We start from the raw sequence: 14,905 nt of genomic DNA, 5'->3' as shown, positions 1-14,905 counted from the left end.
TCCCGGTTCAGACAGTGCCGCTCTCAAGTAGGGCGGCACTTTTCTTTTCTTTGATAATCTAAACTCGTTTAATCATGAAACAACTTCTTATACTTGCGGCTTTCGCTCTGTTATCGGTTACTGCAAACGCACACACATTGAACGGCGATCCGCCTGTAAAAACTATGAAAAGTAATTCTGTTCAACATATCGTCCTCTTCAAGTTCAAGCCCGAGACGACACAAGATAAGGTGAAAGAAATCGTAGCCGCTTTTGAAGCGCTGCCCTCAAAAATTAAAGAAATCAAAGGATTTCAATGGGGTACCAACAACAGCCCTGAAAACCATGCGCACGGCTTGACCCACGCCTTTATCCTGACATTTGATTCGGAGAAAGACCGGGATGCTTACCTGCCTCACCCGGCTCACAAAGAGTTTGGGAAAGTAGTAGGTCCCTGGATTGGTGATCTGACCGTCGTCGACTTTACCAATCAGGCAAAATAAATGTCATCCGTGGTCAGAGATTGTCATTTATGGTTATTCATCGTAACGTTTCTGGCTCCAACAGCCTACAATAAATGACTAAAAATGACAATCTCTGACTACGAATGACATTTATTCTTCCCAGCCAAACGAGCGTTCGATGGCTTTTTGCCAGCCGCGCATGAGTTTGGCCCGTTGGGCTTCTTCCATAGCGGGTTCGTACGTTTTGGCGATTCCCCAGTTCTGCCGTAAATCGTTCAGGTTTTGCCAATAGCCAACGGCTAATCCAGCAGCATAAGCGGCTCCCAGTGCCGTAGTTTCGGTCATCTGTGGGCAGATGACGGGTCGGTCAAGCATATCGGCCTGAAATTGCATCAGCAGCGAATTGACAACCATCCCCCCATCGACCCGTAACGAACTGAGCGATACCCCCGCGTCCTGTTCCATGGCCCGTACGACATCGACAGTCTGATAAGCGGTTGCTTCCAGAACGGCTCTGGCCAAGTGCCCTTTGTTGACAAAACGCGTCAATCCGGCAATAACCCCACGCGCATCAGCTTTCCAGTGCGGTGCATACAGACCCGAAAACGCCGGAACAAAGTACGCTCCTCCATTATCCTCTACTGATCGGGCGAGGGTTTCGATGTCGGTACTTTTTTTAATGATACCCAGATTATCTCGCAGCCATTGTACGAGTGCGCCCGTGATGGCCACGCTGCCTTCGAGTGCATAATGAACCGGCTCGTTCTGGAATTGATAAGCCACGGTCGTCAGCAGTCCACAGGTCGAAGTGCGTAGCTCTGTGCCTGTATTCATGAGCAGGAAACAACCCGTTCCGTAGGTGTTTTTTGCCTGACCAGGTTCGTAACAGGTTTGCCCAACCAGCGCTGCTTGCTGATCGCCCAGAATACCGGCTACCGGAACGCCCGGCAACACTTCTGAAACGACATGGCCATACACTTCACTGCTTGGACGAATCTGCGGCAACATAATTCGAGGAACAGTAAAGTCTCGTAGTAGATCGTCATCCCAGTTAAGGGTCTGAAGATTCATGAGCTGTGTGCGGCTGGCGTTGGTCACATCAGTCAGGTGCAGGCCGTTATTGGGGCCACCTGTCAGGTTCCAAACGACAAACGTATCCATATTGCCAAACAAAGCATCCCCCCGTTCGGCATCTTCCCGCAAACCCGGTACATTGTCCAGCAGCCATTTAAGTTTCAGCCCGCTGAAATAGGTAGCTAAAGGGAGGCCTGTCTGGGGTCGGAACCGATCTTGACCACCATCGGCGGAAAATTGATTGACCAGATCGGCCGTCCGCATATCCTGCCAGACGATGGCATTATAATACGGTTTTCCCGTCCGCCGATTCCAGACAACTGTGGTTTCGCGTTGGTTGGTAATACCAACTGCAGCAATATCCTGTACCGAAAGCTTGGCTTTTATCCGCGCTAAGGCAATTACTTCGAGGGTATTTTTCCAGATTTCTTCGGGATCGTGTTCGACCCAGCCGGGTTGTGGATAAATTTGCTTGTGTTCTTTCTGGGCCAGTGAAACAATCTGACCTTGCCGGTCGAAGACGATGCAACGGGTACTGGTTGTTCCCTGGTCGATGGCGGCTACGTAAGAGGGCATAAAGAGTATAGGGATATTCGTTTGGGTGCGTAATATTGCCAAAATATCCAATTAGTTTAGCGAAAAACCCTATAACCATGCAAAAAAGAACGTTTCTCAAATTATCATCTACACTAATGGCCGCTCCGTTATTGTCTCCACTGGCTAGTTGGGTAGCTGACGAAAAAATCAGAAACTGGGCCGGCAATTACGAATACAGTACCACTAAACTCACTAAAGCGAAGTCGATTCAGGAAGTACAGGAGTTTATCAAAAAACAGGCTAAACTAAAAGTACTGGGTACCCGGCATTGTTTCAACGGCATCGCCGATAGTACGCATCAGTTCATTTCGCTGACCGAGATGGACGATGTGATTTCGCTGGATACAAAGGCCAAAACGGTGACCGTCGATGCCAGTATGAAGTATGGTCAACTGGCACCGTATCTGGACAAAAAAGGATTTGCGCTCCATAATCTGGCTTCCTTACCGCATATTTCCATAGCCGGTGCCTGCGCAACCGCTACACATGGCTCCGGCGTAAAAAATGGAAATCTGTCTACGGCCGTTGCCGCTATGGAACTTGTCACGGCCAAAGGTGAAGTTCGTACGCTTTCACGAGCCAAAGATGGAGATGCTTTCAAAGCCGCTGTGGTGCATCTGGGTGGGTTAGGAGCCGTTACGAAAATCACCCTCGATATTCAACCGACGTTCCAGATGCGGCAGGATGTGTACGAAAACCTTCCGCTGGCACAACTTCAGGAGCATTTCGAGGCTATTATGTCGAGCGGATATAGCGTGAGCCTGTTTACCGACTGGCAGAAAAAACGGGTCAACGAAGTCTGGATCAAGCGTAAGGTCGAAGCAGGAAAAACGCTGGAAGCCAAGCCCGAATTTTACGGCGCTAAACGAGCGACGAAGAATCTGCACCCCATTGCCGAGCTGTCGGCCGTAAACTGTACGGAGCAGATGGGCGTACCTGGTCCCTGGTATGAGCGGCTACCACACTTCCGAATGGGTTTTACACCGAGTAGCGGTAAGGAACTGCAATCGGAATATTTTGTAGACCGGAAAAATGCAGTTGATGCGATTCTGGCGGTTGAGCGATTGAATAAGTTTGTGAGTCCTCACCTGATGATTACCGAACTACGTACCATCGATGCCGATAATCTCTGGATGAGCCCCTGCTACAAGCGCCCTAGCTTAGCTATCCATTTTACCTGGAAGCAGGACTGGCCTTCGGTCAGAAAGGTATTGCCTATGATTGAGAAAGAATTAGCACCGTTCAATACCCGGCCTCATTGGGGCAAACTATTCACTATTGCGCCTAAGCAGCTACAATCGCGCTATGAGAAGATGCCGGAATTCAAGAAAATGGTGATGGATTACGATCCACAGGGCAAATTCCGCAATGCCTTTCTGGATACGAATATTTTCGGAAGCTAAGATTTTAGAGAGTTATAACACAGAGATACACGGAGTGAAAAGAGGAACACAGAGTAATTCTTTGTGCATCTCTTTTCGCTCCGTGTATCTCTGTGTTATAACTTTTATAATGCGAATCCCCGAATCAGCAGGCCACCCACAATAGCACCAACGATTGGACCGACAACAGGTATCCACGAATAACTCCAGTCAGACGAGCCTTTACCCGAGATGGGAAGAACAGCATGAGCTAGTCGTGGGCCTAAATCACGGGCTGGATTGATCGCGTAGCCCGTCGTGCCGCCTAACGAAAGGCCGATGCTCCAGACCAGAATACCTACTAGATAAGGCCCAACACCAATCGCTAATTCGCCGAGGTTTTTCGATGAGATACCGGCCAAGCCCAGAATGAGAACGAGCGTACCGAGCGCTTCGCTTAGGAAATTGGCACCGGTTGAGCGGATAGCAGGCCCAGTCGAAAAACAAGCCAGCTTGGCACTGGGGTCGGGAGTCGCAGCCCAATGAGGAAGGTAATGTAACCAGACGAGCGTAGTACCCAGAAAAGCACCGATCATTTGGGCTATAATATACGGAACTACATGGCTAAAATCGTTAGTAGCCACAGCAAACGCAACCGTAACGGCCGGATTCAGGTGAGCATCGATGCTACCAAATGCTTTGGCAACGAAAACGCCCATCGTAACCGCAAACGCCCAGCCCGCCGTGATGACAATCCAACCAGATGATTCGCCTTTGGTTTGCTTTAAAACTACATTGGAAACAACACCGTTACCTAACAACAGCAGAACGGTTGTACCTATTAATTCACCTAGAAACGGAGAGGTGTGCATTGGGAAGAAAATAGTCGTCAGTCAATAGTCGTCAATTGTCAGAAAGCATGTGAAGTATGATTACTTACTGGCTATCGATTGACGCCTATTGACTAATGACTTGATTTCGAGGTTTAGGAATAGTTTATGCAAATTAAATTATATTTTTGGCCGCAATCCAAATTCAAGGCATAAAAGAACTCGGATTGTTTATTACTCAACTAACCTTTTATTCTTTAACTCATTCATTAGCAGATGAAACGTGTTGTTTTTGACCATATAGGAAAGCCTATTGATATTCTTAAAACCGCTGATGCGCCTTTGCCAGAACCTGGTCCTAATGAGGTTCGGATAAAAGTAATTGCGGCACCGATCAACCCGTCGGATAGTATGTTCGTACAGAATCTATACGGGATTAGGCCGAAATTGCCGTCAGGAGCAGGATTTGAAGGAGTGGGCGTTGTTGATGCGCTGGGCGAAGGTGTTCAGATGCGTACCGGTATGCGGGTAAGCTTTACAAGTATAGGGACCTGGGCCGAGTATGCGATTGCGCACCATCGAAGTTTGATTCCGATACCCAACAGTATGTCGGATGATGTTGCTGCTCAGTTATTTGTGAATCCATTTACCGCTTATGCGATGGTACAGGATTCGAAAGTACCGGAAGGAGGCTGGCTGATGCTCACGGCTGCCGGTTCTGCATTTGGTAAAATGGTTATCCAGTTATGCAAAATGCGGGGCATCAAAACCATCGGCACCGTTCGACGCGACGATCTGAACCCGGAATTGAAAGCCCTTGGCCTCACAGAGATCATTAATGTCGAAACAGAAAATCTGACTGCCCGAGTAAAAGAAATCACCGAAGGTGCTGGCGTAACCTGTGTGCTCGATGCCGTTGGCGGCCATACGGCTACCGAAGCCTTGAAATGCCTTGGTAAAGGTGGTACCATGTTAATATATGGGGTTTTAAGTCTGCAAGATCCTCAAATAAATGCGGGCCTGATGATATTCAGAGGGTTGACGATTAGAGGCTTTTGGTTAACCGACTGGATGCATCGAGTGGATAGCCAAACCCGGCAGGACGTTGCCCAGCAAGTGATTAGTCTGCTTGCATCCGGTCAGATTCAATTGCCTGTGGAGGCATCTTATTCACTCGATCAAATTAGGGAAGCGGTTGAGCATGCGGAGCGACACGGACGATGGGGCAAGATTTTAGTGAAGCCCTGACGGTTTGCTGTATACGCTTTCTGGACGTATTACATGCCTGTTTGCTTACTGCTGTAAGACAAGCATTTGCTAAGTAGACCCGTCATCCGGGCAGTATTTGTTAACATCAGACACGATGTCTTTGTTACTTATGTATCTTTGAAACAATATCCGGTGAAACCCACACGTTTGTTCCAGTAACGACTCTGTTGGTCTTACCTCATCCACTTACCCGACTCGTTCGTATGCTTTTGCTTCAGGTTCCGGCTGTCGATACTACAGCCGCTTCGCTGTCTGCCACAGCGGGCACCCAAACTCAATCGCTCCAGTTATTCGACCTGGTAGCCAAAGGGGGTTGGGTTATGATTCCCATCGCACTCTTATTTTTTGCTGCGCTCTACCTCATTTTTGAGCGCTACTTTGTCATTCGCTCCCAATCAAAGACCGACGCTAACTTTATCGATAATATCCGCGATATGGTGGCACAGGGAAATATCCGATCGGCCGAATCATTCGCCAAAAACCAGCGTACGGCAATGGGCCGGGTTTTTGAGAAGGCTATCGGTCGGATTGGTTCGCCCATTCGGGAAATTGAAAGCACCATCGAAACGGTTGGCCAGATCGAACTGTCGCGTCTGGAACGGAACATGGGCTATCTGGGAATCATTGCCGGTATTGCGCCGATGATGGGTTTTATCGGAACGATTTCCGGGATTATCCGCATTTTTTACGACATCTCGCTGTCCGATAACATTAGCGTTGGGATCATTGCGGGTGGTCTGTACGAGAAAATGATTACCTCGGGAGCCGGTCTGATCGTCGGGGTTATTGCCTATACGGGCTATCACCTGCTCAACATGATGATCGAACGGTTTACCCTCGCGCTCGAAATCAATGCGTTTGAATTTATCGAGGTGCTTCAGAAACCAACCAACGAACCGGCACGTGTTCGGTAACGAATGAATAATGTAAAATGAATAATGAAAAATGGGGCTAGATGCTAGCATATTATTCATCATTCATTATCCATTGCAATTATGAAACTCCGTCGAAAAAATAAGTTTGCTGCCGAAGTGGCGACCTCGTCGCTGAACGACATCATGTTTTTTCTGTTGTTGTTCTTCCTCATTATCTCAACGGTAGCCAACCCTAACGTCATTAAGCTGATGTTGCCCAAAGCGGCATCGTCGCAGCAGTTGAGCAAGAAGCAGGTGACGCTATCCGTCGATGACAAAAAACAATACTTTATTGACAAGAAGCCTGTTGATCCCGCCAATCTGGAAAATGAGTTGAAAACCATCATGGCTGGTATTGCCGAGCCGACGGTTGTGGTACGGTTCGATAAAAGTCTGACCGTTCAGGATTTGGTCGATGTGCTGCAAACGGGCGCCAAATTAAATATCAAAATGGTAATGGCGACATCAAAATAGGGGTAACAATAAAAGATTGCTGGGTAATTAAAAAAGCAGCGGCTGCGTCTCCAAAATGGCGCAGCCGCTGCTTTTTTGCTTTATCTAACGTGAATTATAGACAACTGACCAGCGTCATTTTGTCATGCTGACGAAGGAAGCATCTTAAGATTTCGTCACTAATATATAAGGACGAATTAGGGTGCTTCCTTCGCCAGCATGACAAAATATGCCACCGCAAGTGGCTGATTAATAATGCCTTGGTAGATGACATGTCCATAATTCACGTTAATCTAGAATCTGAAGTTTAATTTCCCAAACCAGTAAGCGCCATTGAAGCCCATTTGAACCGGGTCCCACGCTCCACCCGACTCAGTCAGATCGGCCCGGTGCAGATCAGGGTAAACATTGAAAATATTCGATCCTCCGATTGACAAGCCAACCTGTGGGGTAAATCGGTACGATATGGATAGATCGGTAGTCATTTTTGGGCGGTATACATCCAGATTAGCCTGATCATAATTCCAGTTCGCTAGTTTAACTTCACCAAATCGAACCATACGTAGCAGGAAAGCCCACTTATTGATACTGTAATCGAGCGTTAAGTTCACCTTGGAAGGTGGGGCCGATGCTTTTACAAAGTAATATTCCCGCAGGTCAAAATAAAGATCTTTATAAGGCTTCAGCTTCGCGTTTGTATTTACGCTAATGGTATCCAATGAATTGATATTCAATCCGAGGGACGTATTCAGCCGACCCTTGCCAAGCTGGGCATGATGGGATAGTACAATGTCGATACCGCGTGTTCGGGTTGAAATAGCATTTGTGAAAAACTGCACCCGACTTACGTTGAGCTTCGCTAATTCACTAGCGATTTCGGGTAAATCGTTGGAGAATTGGCCCGTCAATACAACCCGGTCTTTGATGCGGATATAATACCCATCGACAGTCAGCGAGAATCCACTGCCTAACTGGCTAGTGAAACCCAGACTGGCGTTAACGGAAGTCTCCTGCTTGAGGGGCGGAACGCCCAACGCTTGTGTGACGACACCGCCATTTTGGGCAATTTGTACCTGCACAGCCTGACCACCTACGAAATTGGTAATGGTTGAGTTAAAATAAACCTGTGCCAGTGATGGAGCACGGAAACCTGTACTCAATGTACCCCGGAGCATAAAGGCTGGGCTGATTTTGAGCCGACCGGATAGTTTTCCATTCAGGGTACTACCAAAATCGCTGTAGTTTTCATAGCGTGCGGCTGCACCGATCATAAACGCTTTCGTGAGATCAGCTTCGGTATCGATATAGAGGCCGAAATTGGAACGGCTTTTATTTAGCGCATTGCTGGGTTGGAACCCTGGGAACCCTTGAGAGCCAGCCGGTTTAGCAATATCGTAGGCCTTGTAAGAAGCTTCCTCGCCCGCAAAAATCTGGTAGTTTTCAATCCGGAACTCCGATCCGAAGGCTATATTAAGCCCTTGTAGTGTGTTTTTGAAAAAGCGGGTAAAATGCAACCCAGTTACGTTCTGTTGTAATTGAAATCCCCCGGCATTGAATTCGCGTGGCGAACTGGCACCTAATGAGGTGTTAAGCGTATTTTTTACGCCATAATCGAATCGGTTTGATCCGAAAATATTCCCGAAATCGACATTCCATCCATGCAGATCGGCTCGTAAACCAGCCGCGAAAGTACCATCGACAATATCGCTGGTGATGATCGGGTCGAAGCCATTTGGGTAAATAGAAGGAATATTTCGTGGGCTATCGGCCGCGCGGGTCCAGGCATAAGCATCACCTTTCCGAATATTGATACCCCCAAAACTATAGAGCTGCAAATGGTTGGAGAGCGGAATCTGAGCATTGGCATACAAGGATGTATTGCTGATTTTCGCGTCACCGAATTGTCGTCTTTGCAGGGTTGAGTCAATACCTGGTGTATTCGCCCGGTTGGTATGTTGGCGCTGGTTATAATCGGCGGTAAGATTAAGGAACCCACTTTTACCAAGCCGCAGGCCATAGTTGACATTCACATTAAAATTACCACCGTCGAAGGATTGGCTATCGAAACGATACTTCGCCTGATAGGCACCATAATTAACATTGGCAGTCAATTGATTAGTAGACGACTTAAGAACGATATTAACAACACCGGCAATGGCATCGGAACCATACTGAGCAGCTGCTCCATCGCGCAGGATTTCGATACGTTCAATGGCTGCGGCTGGAATCGTATTTAAATCGGTACCGGTATTGCCTCGGCCACGGGTTCCAAACAGGGTGACCAGAGAGGATTGATGCTGACGTTTGCCGTTGATCAAAACGAGCGTCTGGTCGGGGCCTAATCCGCGAAGGGTAGCCGGGTCGACATGGTCGGCTCCATCGGAACCGGTTTGCCGGTTGGAGTTGAAGGAGGGAGCTACGAACTGAAGTAGCTGGTTTACATCCAGCTGGCCGGTTTTGGTCGTTACCTGTCGAACATCAATAACATCGATAGGAGCGGGTGAGTCGGTAACGGAGCGATTCAAATTGCGCGAGCCAACCACCACAACTTCATTCAAGCTGGTCTGGCTAGGCTTCAGAGCTAGATTATACGTTGTGCCGGAAGCCTCGACCGTGATGGATTGTTCAACGGCCTGATACCCTATGTAGGTAAATCTGAGGGTATGCTGACCAGGTGTCAGCCGAAGTACATAATCGCCGTTCGCATCCGTTGTTGCGCCCATTTGCTGTCCAACCAACATAACGGTTACGCCTGGCAATGAGCTGCCATTACTTTCATCCGTGACGCGGCCACGAAGCGTTTGGGCAGCGGCTGTTGCTGATAGCAGACAACAGGTAACAAGAACTTTTGTATTCATTCGATCAGATAATAGAATTCTACTACTTCATAAAAAAACGCCGGTAGCGCGTGGAACTTAGACGTCAAATAGATTTAAGCGTTACATCATGAAGGTATTTGTTTCCAGATCGCTTTAATCAAATGAGTTAGTTTCTGGTTAATACCTTAAACAATACCGACCATGATAGCTGACTACACTGAAGCTCCTGTTTGTCATATCAATGACCTTATTGATGGCGAATTAAAACAAGTTCATGTAGGCGATACGGATGTGTTGCTGGCCCGCGCTGATGGACAGTTTTACGCTCTCCATCCCCATTGTACGCACTATCATGGGCCGTTGGCAGAGGGCGTTCTGAATGGACATCGGCTGATTTGCCCGTGGCATAATGCCTGCTTTGATGTACGGGATGGTCACCGGCTCGAAGCGCCCGCTCTGAACGGCTTGCCCACGCATGAAGTCCGAATTGAGAATGATCAGGTGTTTGTGCGGGTAACGACCAGTAAAGAGAGTCTGGAGAATCCGATGGCTACACCCGATGAAGCCAATACCGAAACCTACGTTATTATTGGTGGGGGAGGGGCAGCTGCTTTCGCAGCCGAAGCGATGCGAGAAGGTGGCTTTACCGGCAAAATCATTATGCTCACCGAGAGCGATCAATTACCGTATGATCGCCCAAACTGCTCTAAAGAATATCTACAAGGCAACGCGCCTGACGAATGGATGCCGTTGCGGACTGAGGATTTCTATAAAGACTTTGGTATCGAGATATGGACAGGGCAACGTGTAACGGCACTAGATCCGGTTGAAAAGCGGATTGAGTTAGCTTCTGGCGAAACATTTACTTACGATAAAGCACTCCTATGCCCTGGCGGACAACCCAATACCCTACCCGGCCTGAACCCTACTCTCAAGGGGGTATATACACTTCGTAGCCTGAACGATAGCCAGCAATTACGTGATTTAGGGAAACAGGGCAAGCGAGTCGTTATCGTCGGTAGCTCATTTATTGGACTCGAAGGAGCTATGAGTCTTCAGAAGCTAGGTAGTGAAGTCGATGTAGTAGGGCCAGACAGCGTCCCATTTAGCAAAATCCTGGGCGAGAAAATTGGTCGTGTAATCCAGTGCTGGCATGAGGAAGCCGGTATACGGTTTCATCTGGGCCGAAAGGTTAGTCATCTGGAAAGAGAAGATACCGTTCAGGCTGTTGTGCTGGACAATGGCGAACGCATCCCTGCCGATTTCGTCTTACTCGGATTGGGCGTTAAGCCTCGTACTGACTTCCTATTAGGTGTACCGCTCGAGAAAGATGGAGGAATCAGCACGGATGGTAATTTGAATAGTATGGCTGGCTTATATGCGGCTGGCGATATTGTTCATTACCCAACGGCCGACGGTTCGCAACGCATTGAACACTGGCGGGTAGCCTGTCAGCAAGGGCATGTAGCCGGGCTGAACATGGCGGGGCAGCAGACTCCCTACCTATCAGCACCTTTTTTCTGGACCGATCAGCAGGGACGTCAACTAGGGTACGTTGGGCATATAACCGCTATCGACGACATTATTTATGATGGTGATCCCGAAAAAGATGATTCCTTTTTGGCGTTATATGTACAAAAAAATCAGATCAAAGCCGCCGTGGGGCTTCAGCGCGATAAGGATATTATTGCCATTCGCGAACTGATGGAAGCAGGCCGGATGCCACTGGTTGAGGAAGTGAAAAATGGAGTTGATTGGGTTAAGGTATTGAAAAAAGCCTGATTCCGCCGAAACGTGTTTACCTTTGCTGCCTAACCGTGTGAAACTCCGGTTTGGTTATGACGCATCAACTTATACTCAAGAAACCCCTCGCCTTTTTCGATCTTGAAACCACCGGCATAAACATTGCCAAAGACCGCATCATTGATATCTGTATCATGAAAGCGATGCCGGGCGGTGAGGTTGTCAGTAAAACCCAACGGGTTCATCCAGGTATGCCTATTCCACTGGAATCAAGCATGATTCACGGCATTTATGACGATGATGTAAAAGATGCGCCCCCATTTAAAGCTGTAGCCCGGACATTAGCCCAGTTTCTGGAAGGATGCGACCTGGCTGGTTTTAACTCCAATCGCTTTGATGTGCCGCTTTTGGTTGAAGAATTTCTACGGGCAAATGTCGACTTCGACGTGAAAAACCGGCGGTTGGTTGATGCACAGCGTATTTTCCACCTAATGGAGCCACGGAATCTGTCGGCAGCTTACAAATTTTACTGCAATAAAGACCTGATAGGGGCACATGGCGCTGAAGCCGATACGATGGCAAGCCTTGAAGTGCTTAATGCGCAGGTACAGCGTTACCAGGGTATGATTGCCCGAACCGACGGTGGCCAGGATGTTGTGTTCGAGAATGATATCGACATGCTTCATAGCCTGACAGCCAATACGAATGTTGACTTGGCGGGCCGGATGGTCATCAATGAGAAAGGCGAGGAAGTGTTCAATTTTGGCAAACACAAAGGATTGACGGTCATAGAGGTATTGAAAAAAGAGCCTTCATTCTACGACTGGATACTAAAAGGTGAGTTCCCGCTGGATACCAAACGTCGGTTGACTGAAATCCGATTACGGATGTTCAGTCTCGTGAATGGAAAAAGGTGAAAAGTAATGGAGTGAGCTCATCCACTCCATTACTACACTACTTTCACTTGGCTCATTACTGCACTACATAAGCGAATAATCTTTACATTTGCGGTACTTTCTATTAACCGGCAAGCCATGCAACCCACGCAGGACGTCCTCATACCGGAAGTCATTCAGCAAATACCGCTTACGTATTACCTGATTCTCAGTACCGCCCTCTTTGTGATCGGCATCATTGGTGTACTGACCCGGCGTAACGCTATCATTATTTTTATGTCCATTGAGTTGATGCTCAATGCCGTTAATCTACTGCTTATCGCCTTTTCGTCGTATCGATCCGATTCGGCCGGGCAGGTATTTGTCTTTTTCATTATGGCCGTGGCAGCCGCCGAAGTATCGGTGGGGCTGGCTATTATTGTCATGATTTACCGCAACACCCGCTCCATCGATGTGGGATTGCTTAATAAATTGAAATGGTAAAAAATGAGTTGTCAGTCGGTAGTCAATTGGTATTAATACTCTTTTAATCTATTGGCTGACTGCTTAGGCAGACCGTAACTATTGACTGACGATTATCGACTATCGACTAATGAAAATAGAATTACTCTGTGCATTAATCCCACTCTTTCCGCTTGTTGGCTTTTTGATCAATGGCCTGGGTTTCCGCCGGGTGCCAACGGGTTTGGTCGGATTTATTGCTACCGCAGCCGTACTGGCTTCTTTTCTGATTTCCATTTCCCTTTTTCTTGGTTTCCAGGCCGAAGCTGGGCCACAAATCGCTACCCTCTTCGACTGGATTAGCGTGGGTGACCTGCACATTAATTTCTCGTTCCAGATCGATCAGTTGTCGTTGCTGATGCTGCTGGTGGTGACGGGCGTTGGTTCGTTGATCCACCTGTATAGCATTGGCTATATGCACCACGACGAGGGCTTTGGCAAGTTCATGGCGTTTCTGAACCTGTTCATTTTCTTCATGCTGCTGCTGGTGATGGGTTCCAACTACGTCATCATGTTTATCGGCTGGGAAGGCGTAGGTTTATGTTCGTATTTGCTCATCGGTTTCTGGAATAAGAATACCAACTACAATAATGCCGCTCGCAAAGCCTTTGTCATGAACCGAATTGGTGACCTTGGCTTTTTGCTGGGCATATTCTTAATTATAAACACCTTTGGCACAGTCGAATACCTCGACGTTTTTAAACAGGCAACCGGACTGGAGATGGGTGACAAAACCATTCTGGCCATTACGCTGCTGCTGTTCGTTGGCGCTATGGGTAAATCGGCTCAGATTCCACTCTATACCTGGCTACCCGACGCTATGGCGGGCCCAACCCCCGTATCGGCCCTGATTCACGCAGCAACGATGGTAACGGCTGGTATCTATATGGTCGTTCGGTCGAATGTGCTGTATACCTTATCGCCAATTACGCTCGAAATCATTGGTGGAATCGCTATCGCAACGGCTTTGCTGGCGGCATCGATTGGTCTGTTGCAGAACGACATTAAAAAAGTACTGGCCTATTCGACGGTTTCGCAGTTGGGCTATATGTTCCTGGGTTTGAGCGCAACGGCTTACACGGCAGGTATGTTCCACGTTATTACCCACGCGTTCTTTAAAGCGTTATTGTTCCTTGGTGCCGGTAGTGTTATTCACGCTATGTCGGATGAGCAGGATATTCGGAAGATGGGTGGCCTGCGGAAAGCCTTACCGATTACGTTTATCACCTTTTTGCTGGGCACCTGGGCTATATCGGGTATACCACCGTTGGCTGGTTTCTTCTCGAAAGACGAAATTCTGGCGCATGTGTATGAACATAGCAAATTGTTGTGGGGCTTAGGTGTTCTGGGCTCTGGCCTTACATCGTTCTACATGTTCCGGTTATTGTTCCTGACGTTCTTTGGTGAATTCCGGGGTACGGACGAACAAAAGCATCACCTGCACGAATCCCCCCTTACCATGACCCTGCCATTGATGATTCTGGCCGTTTTGTCGGTGATCGGTGGTACGCTTAACTTACCGGGTGGCGGATGGCTGAGTCATTTCATGGAGCCACTGTTCGAAGGGTCTCGTCAGGTCAACCCCGAAGCCTTTGCCGAAGGAGCCATCGATCACGGTACCGAGTATATGCTCATGGCGATTTCGTCGGGTGTAGCGATTCTGTCGCTGATTATTGCGTACGTCATGTACATCAGCCGGGGAGCTGTTCCGGCGCCCGATTCGGCTGAGCGGTCATTGCCCGAACAGGTGGTGTACAACAAATACTACGTTGACGAACTGTACGAAACGATTGTCGTTCGGCCGATTCGTGGGCTTGGCGATGCGTTATACAGCTTTGGCGAAGGGCTGGTCGATGGTGTTGTAAACGGCGTTGCCTGGCTAGTGCGCCAGAGTTCGGCCCAATTGCGGTTGCTGCAGAATGGCTCCATTGGATTCTATGTTCTGGCCATGGTTGTCAGCATTGTGCTCATCTTCGCCTTTCGGTTTTTCATTCGATTTTAATTA

12 protein-coding genes are annotated in these 14,905 nt (G+C 48.2%); 9 read left to right on the top strand and 3 right to left on the bottom strand.

The features are described 5' to 3' along the window. The first annotated feature begins 74 nt into the window (after nt 1-74). Nucleotides 75-482 carry a Dabb family protein gene (locus ACYVFD_RS12375; protein ID WP_461090395.1) on the top strand — a complete coding sequence of 136 codons (408 nt, stop codon included), beginning with the start codon at nt 75-77 and terminating at the stop codon, nt 480-482. A 111-nt stretch (nt 483-593) separates the two neighbouring features. Here the strand turns inward: ACYVFD_RS12375 and glpK are convergent, their stop codons facing one another. After that, nucleotides 594-2,093, bottom strand: coding sequence for a glycerol kinase GlpK (glpK, locus tag ACYVFD_RS12370; RefSeq protein ID WP_461090394.1), 1,500 nt, complete (start codon nt 2,091-2,093; stop codon nt 594-596). Nucleotides 2,094-2,170: 77 nt separating this feature from the next. On the opposite strand from glpK, the gene ACYVFD_RS12365 reads away from it, so the two are divergent. Further along, on the top strand, nt 2,171-3,517 hold the full coding sequence (locus tag ACYVFD_RS12365; RefSeq protein ID WP_461090392.1) for an FAD-binding protein: 1,347 nt from the start codon (nt 2,171-2,173) through the stop codon (nt 3,515-3,517). Between the two features lie 104 nt (nt 3,518-3,621). Here the strand turns inward: ACYVFD_RS12365 and ACYVFD_RS12360 are convergent, their stop codons facing one another. Next, complete coding sequence (locus ACYVFD_RS12360; RefSeq protein ID WP_461090391.1) at nt 3,622-4,347, bottom strand: MIP/aquaporin family protein; 726 nt, start codon at nt 4,345-4,347, stop codon at nt 3,622-3,624. 234 nt (nt 4,348-4,581) lie between these two features. Between ACYVFD_RS12360 and ACYVFD_RS12355 the strand changes: the two genes are divergently transcribed. The 3 genes from ACYVFD_RS12355 to ACYVFD_RS12345 all read left to right on the top strand — a co-directional run bounded on the left by ACYVFD_RS12355 (nt 4,582) and on the right by ACYVFD_RS12345 (nt 6,962). Then, complete coding sequence (locus ACYVFD_RS12355) at nt 4,582-5,553, top strand: zinc-dependent alcohol dehydrogenase family protein (RefSeq protein ID WP_461090389.1); 972 nt, start codon at nt 4,582-4,584, stop codon at nt 5,551-5,553. 224 nt (nt 5,554-5,777) lie between these two features. Further along, nucleotides 5,778-6,488 (top strand): MotA/TolQ/ExbB proton channel family protein, encoded by a 711-nt coding sequence (locus ACYVFD_RS12350; RefSeq protein ID WP_461090387.1) that lies wholly within the window; start codon nt 5,778-5,780, stop codon nt 6,486-6,488. Between the two features lie 81 nt (nt 6,489-6,569). Next, nucleotides 6,570-6,962, top strand: coding sequence for an ExbD/TolR family protein (locus tag ACYVFD_RS12345; protein WP_020597408.1), 393 nt, complete (start codon nt 6,570-6,572; stop codon nt 6,960-6,962). Between the two features lie 272 nt (nt 6,963-7,234). Here ACYVFD_RS12345 and ACYVFD_RS12340 read toward each other — a convergent pair whose 3' ends face one another. Then, nucleotides 7,235-9,799: a TonB-dependent receptor gene (locus ACYVFD_RS12340; RefSeq protein ID WP_461090384.1), complete on the bottom strand. Its 2,565-nt coding sequence runs from the start codon at nt 9,797-9,799 to the stop codon at nt 7,235-7,237. 162 nt (nt 9,800-9,961) lie between these two features. Here ACYVFD_RS12340 and ACYVFD_RS12335 point away from each other — a divergent pair, with 162 nt between their 5' ends. The 4 genes from ACYVFD_RS12335 (at nt 9,962) to nuoL (ending at nt 14,902) form a co-directional block, all read left to right on the top strand. Further along, complete coding sequence (locus ACYVFD_RS12335; protein WP_461090382.1) at nt 9,962-11,542, top strand: FAD-dependent oxidoreductase; 1,581 nt, start codon at nt 9,962-9,964, stop codon at nt 11,540-11,542. A gap of 56 nt (nt 11,543-11,598) precedes the next feature. Further along, entirely contained in the window at nt 11,599-12,420 is an 822-nt protein-coding gene (locus ACYVFD_RS12330) for an exonuclease domain-containing protein (protein ID WP_461090380.1), read from the top strand. A 117-nt stretch (nt 12,421-12,537) separates the two neighbouring features. Beyond that, a complete protein-coding gene (nuoK, locus tag ACYVFD_RS12325) occupies nt 12,538-12,882 on the top strand; it encodes an NADH-quinone oxidoreductase subunit NuoK (protein ID WP_020597411.1) in 345 nt (114 codons plus the stop codon). A 109-nt stretch (nt 12,883-12,991) separates the two neighbouring features. Beyond that, complete coding sequence (gene nuoL / locus ACYVFD_RS12320; RefSeq protein WP_461090378.1) at nt 12,992-14,902, top strand: NADH-quinone oxidoreductase subunit L; 1,911 nt, start codon at nt 12,992-12,994, stop codon at nt 14,900-14,902. Nucleotides 14,903-14,905: the final 3 nt, after the last annotated feature.

The sequence above is a fragment of the Spirosoma gilvum genome, assembly GCF_054776815.1.
Note: the sequence above shows the minus strand (reverse complement) of the source record. Positions and strands in the feature narration are given on the sequence as shown.